The 23,272-nt window shown below is 71.9% G+C and carries 15 protein-coding genes and 1 pseudogene; 9 read left to right on the forward strand and 7 right to left on the reverse strand.

Annotation, left to right across the window (positions count from 1 at the left end):
- The first annotated feature begins 224 nt into the window (after positions 1–224).
- The 3 genes from LXT23_RS00255 to LXT23_RS00265 are packed head-to-tail and all read left to right on the forward strand — an operon-like array spanning position 225 to position 2,726.
- Entirely contained in the window at positions 225–1,220 is a 996-nt protein-coding gene (locus tag LXT23_RS00255) for a methionine ABC transporter ATP-binding protein (protein WP_253978006.1), read from the forward strand.
- Positions 1,213–1,872, forward strand: a complete 660-nt coding sequence (locus LXT23_RS00260) for a methionine ABC transporter permease (RefSeq protein WP_253978007.1) — start codon at positions 1,213–1,215, stop codon at positions 1,870–1,872. The genes LXT23_RS00255 and LXT23_RS00260 overlap by 8 nt, the downstream gene beginning before the upstream one ends.
- A gap of 23 nt (positions 1,873–1,895) precedes the next feature.
- Positions 1,896–2,726 (forward strand): MetQ/NlpA family ABC transporter substrate-binding protein, encoded by an 831-nt coding sequence (locus LXT23_RS00265; RefSeq protein WP_253978008.1) that lies wholly within the window; start codon positions 1,896–1,898, stop codon positions 2,724–2,726.
- Between the two features lie 160 nt (positions 2,727–2,886).
- Here the strand turns inward: LXT23_RS00265 and LXT23_RS00270 are convergent, their stop codons facing one another.
- Both LXT23_RS00270 and LXT23_RS00275 read right to left on the reverse strand, forming a co-directional pair.
- Entirely contained in the window at positions 2,887–4,311 is a 1,425-nt protein-coding gene (locus LXT23_RS00270; RefSeq protein WP_253978009.1) for a sigma-54-dependent transcriptional regulator, read from the reverse strand.
- Entirely contained in the window at positions 4,308–5,768 is a 1,461-nt protein-coding gene (locus LXT23_RS00275; protein ID WP_253978010.1) for a sensor histidine kinase, read from the reverse strand. The genes LXT23_RS00270 and LXT23_RS00275 overlap by 4 nt, the downstream gene beginning before the upstream one ends.
- A gap of 472 nt (positions 5,769–6,240) precedes the next feature.
- On the opposite strand from LXT23_RS00275, the gene LXT23_RS00280 reads away from it, so the two are divergent.
- The 3 genes from LXT23_RS00280 to LXT23_RS00290 all read left to right on the forward strand — a co-directional run bounded on the left by LXT23_RS00280 (position 6,241) and on the right by LXT23_RS00290 (position 9,818).
- Positions 6,241–6,993, forward strand: a complete 753-nt coding sequence (locus LXT23_RS00280) for a hypothetical protein (RefSeq protein ID WP_253978011.1) — start codon at positions 6,241–6,243, stop codon at positions 6,991–6,993.
- Positions 6,994–7,087: 94 nt separating this feature from the next.
- Positions 7,088–8,023, forward strand: coding sequence for an MBL fold metallo-hydrolase (locus LXT23_RS00285; protein ID WP_253978012.1), 936 nt, complete (start codon positions 7,088–7,090; stop codon positions 8,021–8,023).
- A gap of 31 nt (positions 8,024–8,054) precedes the next feature.
- Complete coding sequence (locus LXT23_RS00290) at positions 8,055–9,818, forward strand: M14 family zinc carboxypeptidase (RefSeq protein WP_253978013.1); 1,764 nt, start codon at positions 8,055–8,057, stop codon at positions 9,816–9,818.
- 87 nt (positions 9,819–9,905) lie between these two features.
- Here LXT23_RS00290 and cglD read toward each other — a convergent pair whose 3' ends face one another.
- Positions 9,906–13,289, reverse strand: a complete 3,384-nt coding sequence (gene cglD, locus LXT23_RS00295) for an adventurous gliding motility lipoprotein CglD (protein ID WP_253978014.1) — start codon at positions 13,287–13,289, stop codon at positions 9,906–9,908.
- A gap of 211 nt (positions 13,290–13,500) precedes the next feature.
- Here cglD and LXT23_RS00300 point away from each other — a divergent pair, with 211 nt between their 5' ends.
- Both LXT23_RS00300 and LXT23_RS00305 read left to right on the forward strand, forming a co-directional pair.
- Positions 13,501–14,376 carry a TIGR02266 family protein gene (locus tag LXT23_RS00300; protein WP_253979510.1) on the forward strand — a complete coding sequence of 292 codons (876 nt, stop codon included), beginning with the start codon at positions 13,501–13,503 and terminating at the stop codon, positions 14,374–14,376.
- 2 nt (positions 14,377–14,378) lie between these two features.
- Positions 14,379–15,308: a serine/threonine-protein kinase gene (locus LXT23_RS00305; protein ID WP_253978015.1), complete on the forward strand. Its 930-nt coding sequence runs from the start codon at positions 14,379–14,381 to the stop codon at positions 15,306–15,308.
- Between the two features lies 1 nt (position 15,309).
- On the opposite strand, the gene LXT23_RS00310 is transcribed toward LXT23_RS00305, so the two are convergent.
- A complete protein-coding gene (locus LXT23_RS00310; protein WP_253978016.1) occupies positions 15,310–19,209 on the reverse strand; it encodes an AAA family ATPase in 3,900 nt (1,299 codons plus the stop codon).
- Positions 19,206–20,450, reverse strand: coding sequence for an exonuclease SbcCD subunit D C-terminal domain-containing protein (locus LXT23_RS00315; RefSeq protein ID WP_253978017.1), 1,245 nt, complete (start codon positions 20,448–20,450; stop codon positions 19,206–19,208). Before LXT23_RS00315 ends, LXT23_RS00310 begins: the two co-directional genes overlap by 4 nt.
- A 237-nt stretch (positions 20,451–20,687) precedes the next feature.
- Between LXT23_RS00315 and LXT23_RS00320 the strand changes: the two genes are divergently transcribed.
- Complete coding sequence (locus LXT23_RS00320) at positions 20,688–21,323, forward strand: hypothetical protein (RefSeq protein ID WP_253978018.1); 636 nt, start codon at positions 20,688–20,690, stop codon at positions 21,321–21,323.
- 9 nt (positions 21,324–21,332) lie between these two features.
- Here the strand turns inward: LXT23_RS00320 and LXT23_RS00325 are convergent, their stop codons facing one another.
- The gene (locus LXT23_RS00325; RefSeq protein WP_253978019.1) at positions 21,333–21,902 is read right to left on the reverse strand and encodes an imm11 family protein; all 570 of its coding nucleotides are present in this window, start codon (positions 21,900–21,902) and stop codon (positions 21,333–21,335) included.
- Between the two features lie 19 nt (positions 21,903–21,921).
- Positions 21,922–23,252: pseudogene (locus tag LXT23_RS00330) on the reverse strand (AHH domain-containing protein).
- Between the last annotated feature and the right edge of the window lie 20 nt (positions 23,253–23,272).

Raw genomic sequence — 23,272 nt, forward strand, 5'->3', positions numbered from 1 at the left:
TGCTCGTGTTCGTTGCCACGTTCGAGACCTGTTGCCGAGGCCCGTGTTGTCCGGCCTCCACGGGTCCGTCCGTTCGCGCGCGCTGAGCGTCCTTCCGAAAGACACGGCTTCGCCTGTGGGCAGGCGGGTGACGGAGCGCCAGGCCCTGGCAGGGCCCCATGCGCACCGCCGCGAGCCCACGGTGGACATGACAGCAATCGAGCAGCCCAGGTGGAGACACGGTGGTGATTGAGCTTCGAGGCATCAGCAAGGTGTACGGGCAGGGCGCGCGCGAGGTGACGGCCCTGCGGAACGTGTCGCTCCGGGTGGAGTACGGCGAGGTGTTCGGAGTGCTCGGGCAGAGCGGCGCCGGCAAGTCCACGCTCATCCGCTGCGTCAACCTGCTGGAGCGCCCCACCGCGGGCGAGGTGCGGGTGGACGGGCGGGACATGCTGTCGCTCAGCCCCGGAGAGCTGCGCGAGGCCCGGCAGGGCATCGGGATGATCTTCCAGCACTTCAACCTCTTCACCTCGCGGACGGTGGCCGGCAACGTCGCCTGGCCGCTGGAGGTGGCGGGCTGCCCGCGCGAGTACATCCGCGAGCGGGTGGCGGAGCTGCTGGACCTGGTCGGGCTGTCCGACAAGGCGCTGGCGTATCCCTCGCAGCTCTCCGGCGGGCAGAAGCAGCGGGTGGGCATCGCCCGCGCCCTGGCGCCCCGCCCGCGCATCCTGCTGTCCGACGAGGCCACCTCCGCGCTGGACCCGGAGACGACGCGCTCGGTGCTCGGGCTGTTGCGAGACATCAACCGCCAGCTCGGGCTGACGGTGCTGCTCATCACCCACCAGATGGACGTGGTGAAGGCCATCTGCGACTCGGTGGCAGTGCTGGAGCAGGGGCGGCTGGTGGAGCAGGGCAAGGTGGTGGACCTCATCGCCCGTCCCGGCACACGGCTGCACGAGCTGTGCTACCCGCCCTTCGCCGAGCAGGCCGCCTCCGTGCATCCCGGAGGAAAACGGGTCGAGCTGTCCCTGGTGGGCGAGCACTCCACCCGCCCCATCCTCACCACCCTGGCCCGGCGCTTCGGCGTGGATGCCTGGCTGCTGGAGGGCTCGATGGAGCGCGTGGGGGACACCCGGGTGGGCCGGCTCCTCTTCGAGCTGACCGGGCCGCCCGAGGCCGTGGACGGAGCGCTGGGCTTCCTCCGCGAGCAGGGCCTGACGCTGGCGGTGCCCCGTGTCTAGCGAGCTGCTGCGCTCCCTGTGGGTGGCCACGGGAGAGACGCTCTACATGACGTCGGTGGCCGCCGTGCTGGTGTTGCTGGCCGGGCTGCCGCTGGGCGTGCTGCTGGTGGTGACGGACCGGGGTGGGCTGTGGGAGCGGCCGGGGCTGAACCGGGTGCTGGGGACGCTCGTCAACGTGGGCCGCTCCGTGCCGTTCATCATCCTGATGGTCGCCATCGTCCCGCTCACGCGGCTGCTGGTGGGGACCACTATCGGCACCACGGCCGCCATCGTGCCGCTGGTGGTGGCGGCGATTCCCTTCATGGGCCGCGTGGTGGAGCAGGCGCTGCGGGAGGTGGACTCCGGGCTGGTGGAGGCGGCCGTGGCCATGGGCGCCACGCACCGTCGCGTCATCCTCGGCGTCCTCATCCCGGAGGCGCTGCCGTCGCTGGTGCGGGGCACGTCGCTGATGGTCATCAGCCTGCTCGGCTACAGCGCCATGGCGGGCGCGGTGGGCGGCGGCGGCCTGGGCGACCTCGCCGTGAAGTACGGCTACATGCGCTTTCGCACCGACGTGATGCTCGGCTGCCTCGTGGTGCTGCTGGTGCTGGTGCAGCTCGTCCAGTGGCTCGGGGATGGGCTGGCGTCGCGCTTCGACCGCACGGCTTCCTGACCTTTCTTCTGGAGAACCCAACCGTGAAACGTTCCATCGCAGTCCTGCTCACCCCGCTGTTGCTCTCCGCCGCCGTGCTGGTGGCCGGGTGCAAGCCGTCATCCTCCGAGAACGCCGCTGGCGGCGCCCGCACGCTGAAGGTCGGCGTCAACCCGGTGCCCCACGGAGAAATCCTGCGCGCGGCGGCGGCCGTGGCCCTTCGCGAGGGCGTGCGCGTCGAGGTGGTGGAGTTCACCGACTACGTGCAGCCGAACATCGCGCTCTCGGATGGACAGCTCGACGCCAACTACTTCCAGCACGTGCCCTATCTGGAGACCTTCAGCGCGGACCGGGGGCTCTCCCTGAGCAGCGCCGGGGCCGTGCACCTGGAGCCGCTGGCGCTCTACTCCACGAAGTACAGCCAGCTCGCGGAGCTGCCCGAGGGCTCGCAGGTCACCCTTCCCGCGGACCCGAGCAACGCGGCCCGTGCGCTCCGGCTGCTCGAAGCCCAGGGGCTGCTCCGGCTGCGTGAAGGCGCGGGAGCGACGGCCACCGTGCAGGACGTGGTGAGCAACCCGCGTGCGCTGGCGCTGCGGGAAATCGACGCCGAGCAGCAGCCGCGCACCCTGGAGGACGTGGCCGCCGCCGTCATCAACGGCAACTACTTCCTGGAGGCGCAGAAGCAGCTGAAGCTGGACGCGAAGGTGCTGGCGCGTGAGTCGCCCCGGGAGAACCCGTACGCCAACGTGCTCGCCGTGCGGAAGGGCGATGAGGCGCGGCCCGAAATCCAGACGCTGTTGAAGGCACTCCGCTCCGAGGAGGTCCGGAAGTTCATCGAGTCCACCTACGGTGGCGCGGTGGTGCCGGCGTTCTGAGCCTGGCCCGTGTCTGCGCCGCCCTGTCGCGCTCGGGCACCTCATACGCCATGCGCGGTGGTGCCGGCGTCCTGAGCGCGACACCGTCTGCGTGCGGCCTGTCGCCCTCGGGCACTTCTTACGCCAGGCCAGGCAGCTCCCGGGTCCTGGGAGCCGTGCCTCACTCCGAGCGCTTGAAGTCGTCCGAACGCACGCCGTAGCGCTTCAGCAGCCGGTGCAGGCTCTCGCGCTCCATGCCGGCGCGCTCGGCGGCGTGGGTGACGTTGCCTCCGAACTCCTGCATCAGCGCGGAGAGGTACTCGCGCGACACCGCGTCGCGTGCGCCGTCTACCGCCTCGCGGTAGGGCAGCTTCGCCAGCGCCTCGGAGGGAATCCGCCCTGCCGTGCCCTGGGTGGCCTCCGCCGGCCGCGCCGCGCCCAGCTCCGGCGGCAGGTCCTCCAGGCCGATGCGCGGCCCCTGGGTCACCGCCGCCGCCCGGGCCACCGCGTTCTCCAGTTGCCGCACGTTGCCAGGCCACGAGTACGCGGAGAGGGCCCGCAGGGCCTCCGGCGCGAAGCCCTCCAGTTCCGGTCTGCTCGCACGGGAGAGGAAGTGCAGGGCAAGCAGGGGGATGTCCTCGCGCCGCTCGCGCAGCGCTGGCAGACGCACCGTCACCACGTTGAGCCGGTAGTAGAGGTCCTCGCGGAAGCGACCCGCGGAGACTTCCGCAGCCAGGTCACGGTGCGTGGCCGCCACCACGCGCGCGTCCACCTTCACCGGCGTCGTGGTGCCCACGCGGCGGACCTCCTTCTCTTGAAGCGCCCGGTTGAGCTTCACCTGCACCGGCAACGGCAGGTCTCCAATCTCATCCAGGAAGAGCGTCCCGCCGTGCGCCTCCTCGAAGAGGCCCGCCTTCGCCATCGTGGCCCCGGTGAAGGCGCCCTTGGCGTGGCCGAACAGCTCGCTCTCCACCAGCTCCGCGGGCAGCGCTCCGCAGTTCACCGCCACGAAGGGCTTCGCCTTGCGCGGACTCTCCGCATGCAGCGCGCGCGCGGCCAGCTCCTTGCCCGTCCCCGTCTCTCCGGTGAGCAGCACGGTGAGGTCCCTCGCGGCCACCTGGGACAGCAGGCCGTGCAGCGCACGCATCGCCGCGCTCGAGCCCAGCAGGCCGTGCAGGTCCGGCGCCGTCGCGAGCCGGGTCTTCAGCCCCGCCGCTTCCCGCCCCTGCCGCCGCTGCTCCAGGGCGCGGGCCACCACCAGCGCCACCTCGTCCGGGTCGAAGGGCTTGGAGAGGTAGTCATAGGCGCCCTCCTTGATGGCCTCCACCGCCTTGGGAATGCTCGCGTAGGCGGTGACGAGCACCACCTGTGTGTCCGGCGCGCGCCGCTTCACCTCGCGCAGCACCGCGAAGCCGTCCGCCTCCGGCATCTGGATGTCCGTCACCACCACGTCGAACTCGCGCGAGGTCAGCAGCGCCAGGGCCTGGCCTCCGTCGGCAGCCTCCGTCACCGCGTACGCGTCCCCGAGGATGCGCGTGAACAGCCTGCGCATGTTCTCCTTGTCGTCCACCACCAGGACGGACGGCGTCTCCGGCGCGCTGCTCATGCCATGGCCTCCTGTGCGGGCGAGGCCGGGGGCAGCCGCAGCGTGAAGCGCGCGCCTCCCAGCGGGCCCGTGTCCGCCTCAATCCGTCCGCCGTGCGCCTCCGCGATGGCCTGGCTCACCGCGAGCCCCAGCCCCGTCCCCGCCGGCTTCGTGGTGAAGAAGGGCTCGAAGAGGCGCGACCGGTTCTCCGGCTTCACGCCGGGCCCGGAGTCCGACACCGCGACGCTCGCTCCGCCGTCCGGCGTCGACTCGATGTGCAGGACCACCGTGCCACCCTTTCCCGCGGCCTCCGCCGCGTTCTTCACCAGGTTGAGCAGCACCTGTCGCAGGCGTGGCGGCCACGCCCAGGCGGAGGCGTCTCCCTCCACGCGGACCTCCACGTCGCCCAGGCGCGAGGACTCGCGCAGCCGGGCCACCACTTCCTCGCAGACCTCACGCAGGGGCACCTGCTCCACCGGGCCTCGCCCCGGACGGGAGAGGTCCAGCAGTCCCTCGACGATCTGCTGGCAGCGCACCGCTTCCTCCTCCACCACCTTCAGGTCCTCGGCGAGCGCGCCCTCCGCCTTGCGCTGGAGCAACCGCACATAGCCGAGGATGACGCCCAGCGGGTTGTTGATTTCGTGCGCCACACCCGCCGCGAGCCGGCCGATGCCCGCGAGCTTCTCGTGCTGGACGAGCTGGGCCTGGTGCGTGCGGAGCGCCTCCGTCATCCGGTTGAACTGCGCCGCGAGCTGGCCCAGCTCGCCCGGGTCGTCCTCGGGGATGCGGGCGTGCAGGTCGCCGCGAGCCAGCCGCGCCGCGCCCTCGGACAGCCGCGCCACCGGCCGCGCCACCGAGTTGCCGATGTAGATGCCCACGCCCACGGCGAACAGCGTGGCCCCGCCGAGGAACAGCACGGCCCACCGGAAGCTGGCGTGCTCCACGGCGCCCACGTGCTCCTCGAACGAGCCGATGGACGTGTCGAAGCGCCGCGCCAGCGCGTCCGCGCGCGCCTGGATGTGCGAGACGAGCTCCAGCGCGCGGCCATGCGCGGCGGTGACGGCAGCCTGGTCCTTCGCGAGCACGGCGGGCAGGAGCGTGTCGCGGTAGAGGCGGTCCAGCGCGTCGCCGTTCTCCTGGATGTCGGCGACCCAGGTCTGCTCCTGCGCATCCTGGGCCTGCTCGCGGAGCCGGCGGGTGAGCGCCTCCACGCGACCCCGTGCCTCGTCGTGGAAGCGCGCGTGGCTGGCATTGCCGAGGATGATGGTGTGCGCCAGGTGCGCGTACTGGTCCCTCACGGCGGTGGCCAGCTCCAGCGCGTCGCGCACCCGGCCGCCGGCCTCGCGAAGCTCGTGCGAGCCCGCGTGGATGTCCGTCAGCCGGGCGAGCGCGAAGCCGGACGCGGCCGTGAACAGCGCCACCAGCGCGCCGAAGGCCAGGAGCAGCTTGCGGGTCGTCGAGCCGGAGGTGGAGAGCATCCAGCCCTCTATATAGGGGAGAGAGGGGCCGGGCTGCTCACTGTGCGTCGGGAGGGTGCCCTCCGGGGCAGGTGGGGCGCGGGGAGGGCCCCGGATTAGGCTCGCCGGGTTGCTCGCTTCGCGGGGGAGCGCCGATGCGATGCCCGGCCACGTGGGTCTGTATGTTGTCGCTTGCCCTGATGGGGTGTCCGGAGGTGCATCGACGCGGAGGCCTCGTGGACCGGGCCGCTCACAAGGATGCACTGGAACTCATTCCAGAGCATTGCACCGAGGCTCGGCGCGAGGAGCTCTGCGGAAATGGCAGAGAGGACAGTAGGGACTGTATCGAGGAGTGCGGCGGATGACCTGGCACACCGCTGTCCGGACCCTCATCGCTGTCCTGGTCTCGCTACCGATGGTGCTGCTTCTTGGCGGCCTCCTCCGCCTGGGAGTGCCTGAGCACCACACGGAATACGGACGGCGCGTCGCGCCAATGCTCAGGAACGACGAACGAGAGGCACTGCAGAGCTATCGCCGCAATTGTACGAAGGATGCCGACTGCGAGTTCCCCCTCGGCTGCCTGCTGGATGGCAGGGCCGGGGCCAACTACTGCATCGACAGCCGGTGCATGGCGGATGTGCAGTGCCAGGATGGAGAAGTCTGCCGGCTGCTGACAACCTTCGGCAACGGACCGCTGGTGGGCGTCTGTGTTCCGCTGGGAATCCGCAAGGAGGGCGAGAAGTGCGTCAGGATAGGCAGGGAGCGGGGCTCCACATGCGGCCCCGGCCTTACTTGCAGCGGGCTGAATGGCTTCTGTGCCCGCGCCTGCAGGAAGGAAGACCCGGAAAGCTGTCCGGAGAACTTCTTCTGCGCCGACACGGAGCTCGAGCCCTCGTGCCTTCCGACCTGCGAGAAGTCGGGATGTCCCGAGGGCCAGTACTGCATCAAGTACAGGCAGGGTGCCTCGGCATGCGCGAAGGTCCACGGGTTCAACTGCCAGGAGACGCCGTGCCCAGCGGACGAGAAGTGCGAAGTGGACCATGAGCCGAGCATCCCGGCCACCGCGTGGATGCGCTGCAAGGAGTACTGCCGCGAGGACCCCAACGCCTGTCCCCCTGGGCTCATCTGCAACGGCTTCAGCTGCCACCCGCCGTGCGACCCCAACGGGCCCAACACCTGCGCGGAGGGCTATAGCTGCCAGAAGGACCGTCCCACGCGCCCGTGGGTCTGCCTCCCGGACTGGTAGCCAGCCCCCGCCTCCCCCTTGCGCCCCGCGCTCCTCCCGAGCATGACAGGGGCAGCCCTCATCCCACGGGCCCACGGAGCGGAGGAACAGTCACATGGCCTTGCGGTTCAAGAACCTCGACGGCAGCGGGCCGCAGCCGTTCGAACGGGTCTTCAAGTGGGCCATCGCGGACAAGCTCGCCGGCCGCCGCCGCAAGTCTCCGGACCGCGCGCCCGTCCCCCGCGTCGAGCCCGACCTCGCGCTCCTCGCCACGCCGCCAACCTCCGGAGAGGGCGCCCGCCTCACCTGGCTCGGCCACGCCAGCTGGCTCGTCCAGCTCGACGGCGTGTCCCTCCTCATCGACCCCGTGCTGCGCGACGCCATCAACGTCGTCATCCACCGCAACGTCCCGCCCGGCGTCCCCGTGGAGAAGCTGCCGCCCATCACCGCCAGCCTCGTCTCGCACAACCACTACGACCACCTGGACCTGCCCACCCTCAAGGACGTGGGCGCCCCCATCGTCACCGGCCTTGGCCACACGCCCGTCTTCCGCGGCTCGCGCCTGCCCGTCACGGAACTCGACTGGTGGCAGTCCACGAAGGTGGGCCCCGTCACCGTGCACTACGTGCCCTCGCAGCACTGGAGCCGCCGCGGCCTCAACGACGCCAACGAGATGCTCTGGGGCGGCTTCGTCGTGGAGGGCTCCAGCGCCCGCGTCTTCCACTCCGGCGACACCGCGTACTTCGACGGCTTCAAGGAGATTGGCCGCCGCTTCCCCGGCCTCGACGCCGCGCTGCTGCCCATTGGCGCGTATGACCCGTCCTGGTTCATGAGCAAGCAGCACATGAACCCCGAGGAGGCCGTCCAGGCCTTCGAGGACCTCGGCGCCACGCGCTTCCTCGCCATGCACTGGGGCACCTTCAAGCTCACGGACGAGCCGCTCGACGAGCCTCCCGTGCGCCTGGACGCGGAGTGGACCCGCCGGGGCTGGCCCCGCGAGCGCGTCCACGTCCTGCCCGTGGGCGGCACCCTCACCGTCCGCAACGGTTGAAACCCACCGGGGCCTGTGCTGAGCAAAGGGCATGCTCCTGCCCACCCTGCTCGCCCTGGCCCTCACCCAGGCCCCACCTCCTCTCACCACGGTCGCGGAACAGAGCGGCTGGAAGCGCACCGGCCGCTACGCGGAGGTGGAGTCCCTCTGCCGCGACTTCGCCAGGACGTACCCCGGCAAGGCCCGCTGCGACACGCTCGGCACCACGCCGGAAGGGCGCCCCATGCTCGCGCTCGTCGCCAGCGCGGACGGCACCCTCACCCCGGCCGCCGCGGTGAAGAAGGGCCGCCCCGTCGTCTTCTTCCAGGGCGGCATCCACGCCGGAGAGATTGACGGCAAGGACGCCGGCTTCTGGCTGCTGCGCGACGTCCTCTCCGGCAAGACGCTGCCCGGCGTCCTCCAGGGCGTCACCGCCGTCTTCGTCCCCGTCTTCAACGTGGACGGCCACGAGCGCTTCGGCCCCAACCACCGCCCCAACCAGGTGGGCCCCGAGGAGATGGGCTGGCGCGCCACCGCGCACAACCTCAACCTCAACCGCGACTACGTGAAGGTGGACGCCCCGGAGATGGGGATGCTGCTGAAGTACCTCCACACGTGGGACCCGCTCGTCTACGTGGACCTGCACGTCACCAACGGCGCCAAGTTCGAGCCCGATGTCTCCGTGGGCCTGGAGCCGCAGAGGTCCGGCCCCCAGCCCCTGCGCGCCCTGGGCGTGAAGCTGCGCGAGGAGCTCTTCACCGAAATGGAGGCCCAGGGCCACCAGCCCCTGGACTTCTACCCGTCGTTCATCAATGACGATGAGCCGGCCTCCGGCTTCGCCTACGGCGTGCCTTCGCCGCGCTTCAGCCACGCGTACTGGGCCGCCTACCACCGCTTCGGTGTGCTGGTGGAGACGCACTCGTGGAAGGACTACGCGCAGCGTGTGAAGGCCACGCGCAACGTGCTGGCGGGGCTGCTGCGCCTCGTCGCCCGGGACGGCGCCACCCTGCGCGCGGCGGTGAAGGCGGAGGACACGAAGGCCGAGTCCGGCGCGGTCCGCGAGGTGGTGGCCGCCTGGGAGAGCACCGGGAAGAGCCGCCCCCTCGCCTTCCGCGGCTATGCCTACGAGCGCGCCGCGTCCGACATCTCCGGCCAGCCCTGGATTCGCTACGACGACTCGAAGCCGCAGGTGTGGAACGTGCCCTACTTCGACGAAATCCGCCCGGCCCTGACGCTGACGCTGCCCTCGGGCGGCTACCTGGTGCCTCCCGCGCACGCCGCCCGGGTGGCGGAGAAGCTCACCGCCCACGGCCTGCGCTTCCAGCGCCTCACCCGCGCCGTGCCCGCCGTGGAGGCGGAGCTCTTCCGCGCCACCGAGGCCCGCTGGAGTCCCCAGTCCGTCGAGGGTCGGCAGATGCTCGCGGTGAAGGGCGCGTGGGAGAAGGGCACGCACGCGCTGCCCGAGGGCACGCTGTACGTGCCGGTGGCCCAGAAGGGCGTGCAGCTGGTGGCGCACCTGCTGGAGCCCACGGGCCCGGACTCGCTGGTGTCGTGGGGCCTGTTCAGCCCGCACTTCGAGCAGAAGGAGTACATCGAGGACTACGTGCTGGAGCCCTTCGCCCGCGAGCTGCTGGCGAAGGACGCGAAGGTGAAGGCCGAGTGGGACGCGAAGCTGAAGGACGCCGCCTTCGCCAAGGACCCGCGCGCCCGCCTGCGCTTCTTCTACGAGCGCCACCCCGCCCGGGACCTCCGCCTGCGCGTCTACCCCGTGCTGCGCACCCAGGCCGCTCCCGCCGGGCTGGCGGCGGTGAAGTAGCGAAGGGCCCCACGAAGCAAAGACGCCCCGAGGCCACTCGAGGCCCCGGGGCGTCCGGTCCGTCTCACGCGAGAGGGCGCCGCGCCGTCAGCCGATGATGCCCTCGCACAGGCAGGTGCTCGGGTTGCACTCCTCGTTGCGCCCGCAGCCCCCGCAGTCCGGCTTGCACACGCACGCGCACGCGCCGGGGTCCGGCTGGTACCGCGAGCCGCAGTTCAGCGTCGCGGTGTCGCACGCGCAGCCGCACACGCCCGAGCTGAAGGTGTAGCCCGGCGCGCAGGTGGCGTTCTCCACGCACGTGCATGCGCACGCATTCGTGTCACACGACTCGAACGTGCCGCACGCGCCGCCGCAGTCCGCCGTGCAGGCGAAGGCGCACACCGCCGGGTCCGTGTTGCACACCTGCCCCGGAGCGCCCTGTCCACCACCGCAGTCCGCCGGGCACTCGCACTGGTTCGTCCCCCGGTTGCAGTACAGCTTCCCCTCGCAGAAGTCCTCCTCGTCCGCGGCGTAGAAGCGGTCCGTCGAGCACGGGGCCGGAGCGCCATCGACGTTCGGGCTGCGGTCCGTCCAGTACCGGTACGACAGCGCCACCTGCGTGGTGCCCGCCTTCGGACGGCACGCGCCGAAGAAGGACACCGCGCGAGTGACACCGTCCACGTCGAAGCCGTGCGTCCTGCCGCGCGGGAGGTTCGACGGAGTCGGGCACAGCGTCGCGTCCCGCACCTCCGCCGTCGCCACCTTCAGCGAGGCGCCAATGGGCGGCCGCTGCAGCCGGTGGCCCACCGAGGAGATGACGTTGTCCACGATGGCGTTGATGGTGGTGGTGATGGACGCCGAGCTCCGGATGCTGCCGGACACGCCCCCCGTCGCCTGGATGACCTCCAGGTGGCGCGGGTCGGTGTTGATCTCATCGTTGGCCGGGTTCTCCGGGTCCGTGTAGCAGCGGGGCCCGTCCGGCGGGCAGATGATGCCGTGGACCTGGATGAGCTGATTCACCGGGTTGTTGTTGTCTCCGACGATGCTTCCTTCGTCCCGGAAGTACTGCGTGAAGAAGCGCACTGAGTCGGAGGACTGGTCCCTCGCGTCCGTCAGGATGACGACCACCACCTTCGCGCCCGTGCGGATGCGCGTCTCCGGCGTGCCTCCTTCTGCCTTCAGGTCATTGATGGCCGCACGTGCGGAGTCCAGCGGCCGCTCCACGCCCGTGCCGTCGATGTTCGCCCAGCACTGGTCCCTGCTGGTGCAGGACGTAGGCTGCGTCCCCGCGGGCACGGTGACGTTGGTGCACTGGCCGTTGCCCCCGCAGGCGCTGTTCTCCGTGAGCCACGCCCGGAACTGGTTCACGTTCCCGGTGAAGCCGCGCACCTTCTTGTGGTTCGTCGCGCCCGGGGACGTGTAGCTCGTCGTCACCAGGGCCAGGCGCCAGTCGAGGTTCGTGTTGTCCAGCTTCCCCGCCATCGCCGACGCCGCGTCCGCCAGGGCCTGCTGCGACTCGGCCATGGAGCCGCTGTCATCCACCACGAAGAGGAAGTCCACCGGCGCCTGCTTCACCGTGAAGCGCTCACACTGCACCGTGTCCGGGTCTCCGAACTGCGCCAGCCCCGAGCCCCCCGCCGTGTCCGCCAGCGTGAAGAGGCTGCCGGCCTCGTCGTAGAGCGCCTCGGGGGTGATGGCCAGCACCACCACCACGCTCTGGTTGGAGCGGTGTACGTACTGCGCCTGCAGCTTGAACGGGCCCGTGACTCCCGCCGGCCCTCCCGCCAGCGCACCGCTGCTGTCTGGCACCAGCGAGCGCGCCAGCGTGTTGGTGAACTCCTTCAGGTCCACCGTGCTGGCCTGCGTGTAGCGCGCCACCAGCGCATCGAAGTTGTCCCAGGTCTTGAAGACCTGCGTGAAGTCCCGCGTCGAGGAGGGGAACGACGTGCCGCGGATGCCGGCCTCGTCCGCCGTGGGGTCCGTGGAGGTGCCCACCGCCCCGCGCTTGAAGGCAATCAGCGTCACCTGCTTCGTGTCGTCCCAGCCCAGCAGGCCCACGCCTCCGGCCGCCGTGGTGAGGCGCACCAGGTTGGCGTCCTTGAAGGTACCGGGCAGCGCCAGCCGGAGGTCACCGCCGTTCTCCTCCTTGAAGGTGACGGCGCGCAGGCTGTCCGTGCGGCAGGCCTGGCCGGCCGGCGTGCTTCCTCCACCGTCACCGGGGGCGATGGGGTTCAGCTCATCCGCGTCCACCGCGCCGTTCTGGTTGGAGTCCTCCGCGCCGTCCTGGATGCCGTCGTTGTCGTGGTCGCTGTCCACCGGCGACGTCGTGGTGGAGGGATTCGCGTCGCCCGAGTACCCGCAGTCCTTGCGCGGGGCCGCCGCCGTGGACACGCCGCGCTCCACGCCGTCCTTCAGGCCGTCACCGTCCGTGTCCGGGTTCGTCGGGTCCGTCTCGAAGCCGTCCACGCGGCCGTTCCCATTGGTGTCCTCGCCCAGGAAGCCGGTGAGGCCACCGCCGTCCTGCAGGCCATCGCAGTCCGTGTCCGTCAGGCGTGGGTTCGTCTCGCTCCCGTCCACGCGTCCGTTCTTGTTCTTGTCCTCGATGCCGTCCTCCAGGCCGTCACCGTCCGTGTCCGGCCTGGCGGGGTTGGTGCCGGTGGCGCTCTCCACCGCGTCGGAGATGCCGTCGAAGTCGGAGTCACGCTCCGTCGCCACGCAGTCCGAGCGCCGCGGGTCCGTCTCCCCCGCCTCGTGGACGCCGTCATGGTCCTTGTCCTCGTCGCCGTCGCGGCACGAGTCGCCGTCGGAGTCGGGGTTGCGCGGGTCGGTGCCCGTGGTCTTCTCCAGGGGGTCCGCCAGCCCGTCACTGTCCGTGTCGCGCTTGCGCGGGTCCGTCTCTCCCGGGCTCAGCGTGCCGGTGAGGTTGGCGTCCTCCTCGGCGTCCTTCAGCCCGTCACCGTCCGAGTCGAGCGCGTTCGGGTCCGTCTCGTTCGACTCGCGCCCGCCATTGCGATTCACGTCCTCCAGCCCGTCCGCGAGCCCGTCCCCGTCCGTGTCCGCCTTCACCGGCGACGTGCGCGTGTCCGGGTCTGCGTCCGCGCGGAAGGTGCAGCCCGCGTTGACGCTGGAGGTGCGGCCCAGCTCCACGCCGTCGCGGAGGCCGTCGCCGTCCGTGTCACGGCGGCCCGGGTCCGTCTTCGAGTCGCCGGGGTAGAGGCTGGAGAACTCCTCCGCGTCCGTCAGGCCGTCGCAGTCCGAGTCCTTCGTCGGGTTGTTGCCGTCCGCCACGTTGGTGGGCACCGTGCCGGGGTCCGGGTCCGGGTCCGGCTGGATGCCGGCGTCCTCGGGCGGAGGCGGCGGGCCCGCGTCGGGGTCTGCCGTGCCCGCGTCTTGCGTGGGCTGTGGGTTCGGCTCGTCTCCACTGGAGCAGCCAGCCAGCAGCGAGGCCGCCAGCAGCGAGCAGGTGAGGAAGCGGAGGAGGTGGGTGCGCATCGGATGGACTCCCAGGCCCGGACTCCAAAGGGGTGAGTCAGGGCAGACTACAAGCATAGAGTGGCACGGCACCTGGCCGAGCGAGGAAGCACCGCGGGACGAAGCCCGCGTCAGAGGTCGGATGCTACCCGTGCGACCACGGGGACGGTTCATTGCCCGCGTCGGCTGCGAACAGTTCGCGGGGTGGGAGGGCTCGGCTATCGTCGCGCCCGTGCCCGTCTTCGGTCTTGCGGCATTGTGGAATGGCTCTGCACCGCCGGAGCGCGTGGCGTCCTGGGTGGAGGGGCTGGGCCCCCTGCTGCCCATGGCACAGTCGCTCCAGCTCGTCGTGGCGCTGCGTCCGGAAGACGCCGGCATCGAGCTGAAGGTGGAAGCGCCCGGCTACCCTCGCGCCGCGGTGGAGCGGCTCGCGGAGGACGTGAAGCGCAGCGGCGGCACCTTCATCGAGCTGTGGCGGATGCCCAAGGCGGAGCGGGACGGCTTCCGCGCGAGCACCTTCGGAGGAGGCACCGCGTACCGGGGTGACGAGCGCGCCGCCGCCGCCCGCGCGCTGGAGCAGCACCTGACGGCGCTGTCCGCGAAGGACGTGCTGCCCGTGGGGCCGCCGCCCAGCCCCATGGACGCGGCCATCACCTCGCCAGCCCGGCCCCCCGAGCGCGCCGCGCCGGAAGCCCAGGCCCCCATCCGCCTGGAAGCGCCCGCCTCCGAGCCCTCGCCCGCCGCCAGGCCGCAGCCGCACCAGGTGCCCACGGCGCCTCCTGGAAGCCCGCAGCGGCGCGGCCGGCGCTTCGCGGTGAAGCTGGAGCTGGAGTTCCGCACCGAGCTGGACTTCGTGCGCGAGCACGCGCTCAACATCTCCAACGGCGGCCTCTTCGTGCGCACCGCGCACCGGCCCCAGCCCGACAGCGTCGTCACCGTGGACGTGAGGCTGCCCAACGGCGACCGGCTGCAGGGGGACGCCATCGTCGTGCACGTGGTGGACGACCCGTACACCGGCGGCGTGGGGCTCGCGTTCCTCAGCGACGACGCCACCTTCGCCCAGACGCTGGACGGCTACCTGGCGAGCCTGGCGGGGGGCGTGGGCTGACGATGGACGGCGTGTCGGAGACGTGGCCCCGGGACTGCGGCCACTTCGAGCTGCTGTCCCGGCTGGGGCGCGGAGGCATGGCGGAGGTCTTCCTCGCCCGCTTCCGCGAGGGCCCGCGCGCCGGTGAGCGGGTGGCCCTCAAGCGGGTGCGCCCCGAGCGCGCGCGCGACGCCGAGGCCCACGAGCAGCTCCTCCACGAGGCAGAGCTGGCCCGCTGCCTCCACCACCCGCACGTCGTCGGCTTCGTGGAGTACGGCGAGCTGCCGGACGGCGGCTACCTGGCGCTGGAGCTGGTGGAGGGGCCGGACCTGGGCCGCGTGCTGGCGCAGTGCCGGCGCCGCCGCATCGAGCTGCCCATCGACATCTCCGTGCTCATCGTCCGGCAGGTGCTGGAGGCGCTCGCGCACACGCACCAGGCCACCAGCCCCACCGGCCGCCCGCTGGCCGTCGTGCACTGTGACGTGTCGCCGCACAACGTGCTGCTGTCGCGCACGGGCGAGGTGAAGCTGGCGGACTTCGGCGTGGCCCGCTCGCGCGCGGGCGCGGCGGTGGACGCGCGGCGCATGGGCAAGCAGCACTACCGCTCGCCGGAGCTGCTCGCGGGTGACGTGTCCGTGGCGGTGGACCTCTGGGCGGCGGCGGTGCTGCTGTACGAGCTGCTGTCCCTGGAGTCGCCCTTCCCCTCCGGCCCCGGGGAGGAGCTGGAGTCCTCCATCCGCGGTGGCCGGGTGACGCCCATACGGCTGCTGGTGCCGGAGGTGTCGGACGCGCTGGCGCTGGTGCTGGACCGCGCGCTGGCGCCCCACCCCGGCCAGCGCTTCAAGTCCGCGGAGCAGTTCGCCCGGGCGCTCGCGCCGCTGTGTGATGACCGCGTGGCCACGCCGCTGGCGGTGGCCGCCGTGGTGCGCGGGCTGATGGGCTCGGGGGCCTGAGTCAGGCCACCTGCTGTCCCAGCGCGGGCGGCACCATGCCCGGGTCTCCCTCCACCACGAGCCGGCTGCGGCCTCCGCCCTGCTTCACCACGCGCACCTGGACGCCGATGCGCTCGGCCAGCCCGCTGACGTGGGAGATGATGCCCACCTGCCGGCCCGTGGCCTGGAGCGCGTCCAGCGTGGCCAGGGCCACCTCCAGCGTCTCCGGGTCCAGCGTGCCGAAGCCCTCGTCGATGAAGAGGGTCTCCACCTGCGTCGTCTCCGACGACAGCGACGCCAGCCCCAGCGCGAGCGCCAGCGACACCAGGAAGCTCTCTCCGCCGGAGAGGCTGGCCACGCTGCGCACCTCGTCGCCCATGTCCCCGTCCACCACCTGCAAGTCCAGGTCGTGCCCGGGCACGCGCATCAGCCGGTAGCGCCGCGCCAGCTCGCGCAGGTGCGCGTTGGCATGCAGCAGCAGCGCGTCCAGCGTGAGGCTCTGCGCGAAGACCTTGAAGCGCTTGCCGTCGTGCGAGCCGATGAGGTCGCCCAGCGCCTTCCACACCTCGGCCTCGCGGCGGCGCGCCTCCAGGGCCGCGGCCTCCTGTCCGTGCCGCGCCCGGGCCGAGTCGTCGGCTTCCAGACGTGCGCGCAGCGCGGCCTCGGCCCGGCGTCGCGCCTCCACGTCCGCGCGCAGCCGCTCGCACGACGGGCCCGCCTCGGCCTCGGAGAGGGATGGTGGGCCGGACGCCTCGTGCCGGGTCCGCCGCTCGCGACGCTCCGCCAGCACGGCGCGCGCGAGGGTAACGGCCTCGCGCACCGCGGCCAGCGCCTTCTCCTCCGCGTCACACCATGCGGCATCGTGCGCCAGCAGGGCCTTCACTGCCTCCAGCGTGGTCCTCCGAGAGGAGAGCTGGGCCGCCAGCGCGGCGTGCGCCGTTGCCCGTGCCTCGACGGCCTCGGCCAGTCCACGCACGGCGTCCTCGGCGCGGGCGGTGGCCACGCGCTCCGCCTGCGTGGCGGCCTCCGTGGCCTCGCGAGCCTGCTCGAAGGATGCCCGCGCCGCGTCCAGCCGGGCACGCAGCTCCGCGCGCACCTCCTCGGTGGAGCGGCCGTCCAGCAGCGCCGTGCGGGCCCGGGCCACCTCGCCGCGCTCGTTCTCCTTGAGCGTGGCGAGCGCCTCGTGCTCCTCGGCGTGCTGGGTGCTCTTCTCCACCACGCCCTGCGCCCGGGCGCGGTGCCGCTGCTCCAGGGCCTCGCTCTCCTCCGCCTTGAGCCGGGCCTCCTCCTTCGACTTCCACTTGGAGACGCGGTCCGCGCACCGGCCGCGGAAGAGGGCCGGGTCCGCCTCCAGCTTGTCCTCCCAGCCTGCGTCCGCGGTGAAGACGGGCGCCATGTCGGCGAGCACCTGCCGGCGGATGGCCCCGGCCGCATCCGCCCGGGCCTGGGCTTCCTTGAACGACCCTTCCGCGCGGGTGAGCAACTCCTCCACCTGACGAAGCGCGTTGGCCGCCGCCTCGCGCCGCATGCGCTGGGTCCCAAGGACTGCCCGGGCCTCTCGCGCCGCGCGCGCCAGTCCCTCTGCAGCCTGTTCCTCGGCCTTCACCGCGTCCAGCCGGGCCCGCACCTCGTCCCACGCCGCCGCGAGCCAGGCGCCGGCCTCCGGCGACTCCCCGGCCTCGGGAGGGACGTTGGCCCGCGCCGCCAGCTGCACGCCAGCTCCCGGCAACCTCCCGGCCTCGTGAGTGCCCGCCCTGGCCGTGTGCCCCGAAGCAAGCTCCGCCCCGCCCGCCACGGACGAAAGCAGCACCGCGGAGACAGCGCCCGACCACTGCGCGCGAGCCTCCGTCCACGCCACGCGGTGCTCCACGCAGCGGGCCGTCGCAGCCTCGATGCGAGCGCGGGCCTGTGCAGCGCGAGCCGTCGCCGTCGCCTGCTTTCCGGTCGCCGCCACCTCGGCCCGCGTCGCCTCGGCCCGCTCCGCCTCGAGCACGTCCACACGAGCGGTGGACTCCGCCACCAGCCCATCCAGCGCGGACACCTCGTGCCCGTAGGGATGTTCCTTCGCGCCACACAGCGGGCAAGGCTCACCGTCGCGCAGCAGCGCCCGCTGGGAGGCCAGGCTCTGCGTCGCCTGCGCCAGGGCCACGGCCCGCCGAGCCTCCCGTAGCGCCGCCTCGCGCTCCGTGCGCCGCGCTGAAGCCTCGCGCGCCTCGCCTGCCGCGGCCTCCGCCTCCGCCCGCGCCGCGAGCGCGTCACTGCCCGCCGAGCGCACCTCCGCCTCGTCCGCGAGCCGGCCCTCCCGCGCCGCCTCCAGCGCCCGCAGCACCTCCTGCCGTGCCAGCAGCGACTCACGCAGCGCGCGCCGCTCCGCCCCGGCCTCCTCACCCGCCGCGGCCTCGGCATGCGTGGCCGCCGCCCGCGCCATCTCCTCGGCCTCGGTGGCAGCCGCCGTCTCCTCGCGCCGCAGCCTCGCGTCGTCGCGCAGCCGGTCCACGTCGCCGCGAAGCTTCCCGGCCTCGTCGCGCGCCTTGCGCCCATCGCCCTGGGCCTCTTCGTAGCGCTTGAGCTCGCGCTCCCACCGGGGCCACTCCGCCGCCAGGGGGGCCCAGTGCGCCTTCTCCGCCATCCACGTGCGGGCGGCCTCTCCCGCCGCCCGCGCCGCCGCCTCCCGGGTGAGCACGGCGTCCAGCTCGGCCTTCGCCGTCGCCGCCTCCGCGCGCGACGCCTCCGCGCGCCGCCGGGCCTCCTGCGCCTCCCGGGCCACCACCGTCAGCCGCGCATCCAGCCGCGCCGCCTCTTCCAGCGCCGGCCGCGCAGCCTCCTCCGCGTCCTGCGCCGCCGTCCGGGCCTTCTCCGCCTCCAGCAGCACCACCCGCCGCGCCGAGGACTCCGCCAGCGCCCGCTCCGCCTCCGCCGCCCGCGCCACCCGAGCAGCCTCCGCCTCCACCAGCCGCCGCTCCGCGCCCTCCGCCGCCGCCACCGGCCCCCGGAAGGACTCCGCCGCGCGCACCTCTTCCAGCCGCGCGGCCCGGGGTGCCGCCGCCTCCAGCGCCCCCGCGGCCTCCGTCACCTTCGTCTCCGCCGCCGCCTCCGCCCCCAGCAGCCCCACCCGCTCCGAGTACCAGGCCGCCGCCACCTCCGCCGCCTTGAGCTGCCCCTCCGCCGCCACTCGCGCCCGCGCCTCGTCGCCGAGCGACGTCTCCGCCACCGCGCGGTCCGCCTCGGCCATCAGCGCAATCGCCGCCAGGCCCTGGGCCCGCCGTGCCAGCTCCTCCTGCTCGGCGCGGTTCTTCTCGTGCGCGGCGACGGACACCCTGCTGTACACCTCCGTGCCCGTCATCCGCTCCAGCAGCTCCGCGCGCTCGTTGGCGTCCGCCTTGAGGAACGCGGCGAACTCGCCCTGCGCCAGCAGCGCCGAGCGCCGGAACTGGTCGAACGACAGCCCCAGCCGCTCCTGGATTGCCGCCAGCACCTCGCTCTTGGTGCGGCCGTACTGCTGCGAGCTGGCCACCTCCGTGAGCGTCATCTCCTGCGGCCGGAAGCGCCCTTCCGCGCGGTTGCGCGCGCGCCACACCGACCAGCGCGCCCGGTAGCGCTTCCCATCCCTGCCCAGGAAGTCCACCTCGGCGAAGCCCTCGCCGGCCCCGCGCCGCAGCATGCCGCGCACGTCGTAGGAGGACAGCCGCGCCTCCTCCTCTTCGTCCGCGCGGCCCACCGGCGCGCCGCCGCGGCCGCTCAGCCGGGGCGTGCGGTCGAACAGCGCCAGGCACATGGCGTCCAGCAGCGTGCTCTTGCCCGCGCCCGTGGCGCCGGTAATCGCGAACAGGCCCAGCCTGTCGAGCGGTGGCCGGTCCAGGTCCAGGGCGAAGTCGCCCGCGAAGCTCGTCAGGTTGGAGCCGCGGATGGCGAGGATCTTCAAGACGCCTCCTCCTGCACCTCGGTCAGCAACGTGTGGAAGGCCTCCAGCAGCGCCGGGGCCGGCGGCTCCTGGAAGTCCCTCGCGTAGCGCGCGCGGAAGACGTCCTCGGGGGTGCGCTCCTTCAGCGACAGGCCCGGCTGGGCCTCCGCCAGCGCGCCGCCGGTGCCGGTGTACGCGGGCGTCAGCTTCACCAGCCGCGCCGCCTTGCCCTCCAGCACCTTCTCCACCTTGTGCCGCAGCGACGGCTCCGGCCGGGGCAGCGCCACGCAGACCTCCAGGTAGGGCCGCGCCCACTCCAGCGAGCCCTCCTCGCGGTCCGGCAGCGCCTCCAGCAGCGCCACCACTTCCTCCAGCGGCACCGCGTCCCGCGCGGGCACGCGAACCATGTCCGTGGTGCGAGGCACCGTGAGCGGGCGCACGCTGTCCAGCGCGTCCCCCTTCAGGTCCACCAGCAGCACCTGGTGCCGGTAGCCCGCCTCGGACAGGGACAGCGGCAGTGGCGAGCCGCTGTACCGGACGCCCTCGCGCCCGCCCACGCGCTGCGCCTTGTGCAGGTGCCCCAGGGCCGCGTAGGCCACGTCCTCCGGGAACAGGTCCACCGGCAGCGCGTGCTGGTTGCCGCCGAGAATCTTGCGCTCGCTCAGCGCGGACAGCTCGGTGCCCGTCATGTAGCAGTGGCCCATGGCCACCAGGGCCTGCCCCTTCTGGCGCCGGTGCCGTCCGGCGGCCAGCACCTCGCCGTACACCGCGCGCACGCCCTCCACCAGCCGGTCTCCGGCCTCCTGCGAGACGGGGGGCAGGTCCGCGGGCCGCAGGTAGGGCACCGCCGCCACCCACGCGCTCACGCGCCCCTTGGCGTCGTGCAGCGGCACCAGCAGTCGCTCCAGCTCCAGCTCACCGCGGGCGCGAGGCAGGCCGCCCACCACGCGCACTCCGAGCGCGGCGAACAGCGGGTCCGGCGCATCCAGCCGTGCCGCCGAGTCGTGGTTGCCGCCGATGACGACCACGTCCAGCCGGGGCAGCTTGCGCCGGGCCCTGGCGACGAACTGGTACCAGGCCGCCTGGGCGTCCGCGCTGGGGTTGGCGGTGTCGAAGATGTCGCCGGCCACCAGCAGCGCATCCACGGCGTGCGTCTCCAGCGTGTCCAGCAGCCAGTCCAGGAACGCGGCGTGCTCCGCCTCGCGCGAGACGTCGTACAGCGTGTGCCCCAGGTGCCAGTCCGACGTGTGCAGCAGGCGCATCCGGCGTTCACCCTCCCTCGTCCCACAGCGCTGGTGCCGGCGGGCAGCCTCCCCTGGGGAAGCCACCCGCTCCAAGCGGCAGGCGCCTGCTCCCTTACTCGCTCCCTCTGACATGGACGCAAGTTCTTGGAAGTACGAGCAGTTACAAAGGGGACTCCCCCGCCGGGTCCTGGCCTCCTACCCCACGCGCGGGGGTGGCTGGCAGGCGCCGCCCGTCCCAGAGGATGCTCGCGTCACATGTCCAGCGGCTCCCCGTTCTCCTTCGTCCACGTGCTGCTCGTCCTGGCCCTCATCGCGGTGCTCTGGTTCTTCACGTCGCGAGCGCGCAGGGAGCGGCACGAGGCGTGGAGCACCTTCGCGGCCCGCAACGACTGGGTCTTCAGCAAGAGCAAAGAGGGTGGAATGGAGATACAGGGGCTCCACCAGGAGCGGCAGCTCTCGGTGCTGACGGAAAGCCGGCATGGCGGCAATGGCCATCGCATCGTGACGGTGGTGCGGCTGGAGCTGGGGGATGCGCTGCCGCCGGAGCTGACGCTGGAGCCCGAGGGACTCGGGGACCGGTTCATGAAGCTCTTCGGCGTGAAGGACGAGGAGGTGGGAGACGCGGAGCTCGACGAGGCGCTCGACCTCCAGCACGTCACACCCGAGTCCCGCGCCGTGCTGCGCAACCCGCGCGTGCGTGAGCGGGTGCTGGCGCTGCGTGACGCCTACAAGCGCTTCTCCATCGTGGGTGGGCTGCTGGAGGCGGAGCAGGACGGCGTGCCGGACACCGTCGCGGAGCTGGACACGCTGGTCGCTCCGGCCTTCGCCCTGAGCAGGGCGCTGGACGAGGCGGCCGGACTCTCCCCTGAGGAGAGAGTCGTCCCGGCCTGAAGCCCGGGGCTACACGTCCACGAACTTCGCGCCCGTGGCCTTCACCCGCTCCACGGCTTTCTTGATGTCTTCGGAGACGATGAGGGCGATGTCCCAACCCCAGGTGCGAAAGACCTTCGCGTCACCCACCTTCGAAGGGTCGATGCGCAGCCCGGCCACGACTTTGTAGTCGCCGACCCGCTCCGGCTGCCCGTGCTCGGGCTTCCAGTAACGCACCTCCTCGGAGGCGTTGTCGTCGATGCAGCGGATGCGCTTCGTGGCCACCAAGATGACGTACTGGTCCGGGTAGCCCTTGATGTCCACCGGGAGCAACTGCACGTCATCGGGAGCCAGCTCCGCGATGAGGGCTGCCACCCGGACATGGACGACAGGTGCAGCACCGATACCCGCTGTGCAGAACTCCAATCGCCTCCCTCGCCCGTCGATGGGTACTGTCAGGTGGCCGGTGACACGAACCGGTTGGCCGGCTGTGAAGATATAGGGGTTCTCCACCTCTTGGCCTTGCTCGTCCAAAGGGTCACCCAGATCCCAGTTCCCGGCCTTCATGTATTCTTTGAGCCTGAAGTATCTCTTGGGCATGGTGGATGTCCTCTCTACATCACTTGCCGCGGGTCACGAGCCTGTGAAGCCTCGTTCCCTTCGTCGTGACTTCCACAGCCAGTTCCTCGAGTGCGACCGTTAGCGCCTTGCGACATGCAGCCACTGTGCGGCATGTCAGTGTCGCGTCGCGGAGCGTTTCGTAGACAGCCTCGTGGTACTCCTGCGGATGAGGACCCTTGTGGCCTGGGACATCAATGATGTTCTCGGAGTCCTCCAGTTCCATCCCCGCCTTCCGGAAGATCCTCCTGAACTCTGGCGTCCAGGGCCCTCCGCGAGCAGCGGAGATGCTGTTCTTGTTGGTAGCAAGGTGGTGACTCTGACGCCTCTGCCGGCTCGCCATGACGACCGCATTGGGCGCAAGCGCAATGGTGAAGCCCTCGGCAGTCACCGCTACCGACTGCACGCTGCCTACCGCCGCGTACTGAAAGCCTGCCTGCGACTCCACGGCGAGCGCCGCCTGGGCCGAGCCGGGTAGCCGCGCGGACTTCGCCGCCAGCCCCGCCGTGTTGCCAATGGCGGCTGTGGCCAGCATCACGAAGACGCGCGCCGCGTTTTCCCGAGGACTTCGCCGTACGCCTCACCCGCCGCCTGCAACTGCTCGAAGGAGGTGGCCCGGTCCACCTCGCGCACCAGCGTCAGCCACCCGTCCAGCAGGAGCCACACCGTGTCCACGCCCAGGTAGGCAATGGCGACGGCGGTCAGGGTGGCGGCCAGGCCCTTGCTCACCGGCTCGGGTAGCGCCCAGAGCAGCAGATACATCGTCACCGAAGCCGTGAGGGCGGCCATGACGGCATTGGGGTCCGCCATGTCCTCCAGGGCCTCGGCTGTCTCCGCCCAGACCGAATCCATGGCGATGGCCATGGCCAGCGTGTACTTGCCGTCGCTGGCCAGCAGCGGACCTTCATCCAGAAGGCGCAGACAGTCCCCGGGCTGCTGCTTCCGCGCGCACCACTGACCGTAGGCACGCGTCAGCTCCTCGTCCGCGTAGGACTCCAGGAGATGCGGACCATCTGCGTCCTCAGGGCCCTGGGCGAGAAGCCGCTGGTGGCGGTGCTCGTACCGATACACCCCACTCCGGGAAGGAACGCCAAAAAGCTCCCGGGCCGCCTGCATGGGATTGCGCACGGGCCGCACGTCCCGAGCAAGCTCCACCACTGTTTCCCTGAACTCCTCATCGTCGAGTTCAGCCGCCTCCAACTCGGCACCTTGCTCCTCGGAAGGAGCAATGACGAACGAGCCATCGCCGGTGTCCAGCCGCACGACCCGGGTTGTCGAGCAGCCGGTAACGACCAACAGCAGGAGCAGTGGCACCGCCCGGCGTAGCGTCATCGAGTGCCTCCCAGTACAAG

This window comes from Pyxidicoccus xibeiensis (genome assembly GCF_024198175.1).
Classification (GTDB): Bacteria; Myxococcota; Myxococcia; order Myxococcales; family Myxococcaceae; genus Myxococcus; species Myxococcus xibeiensis.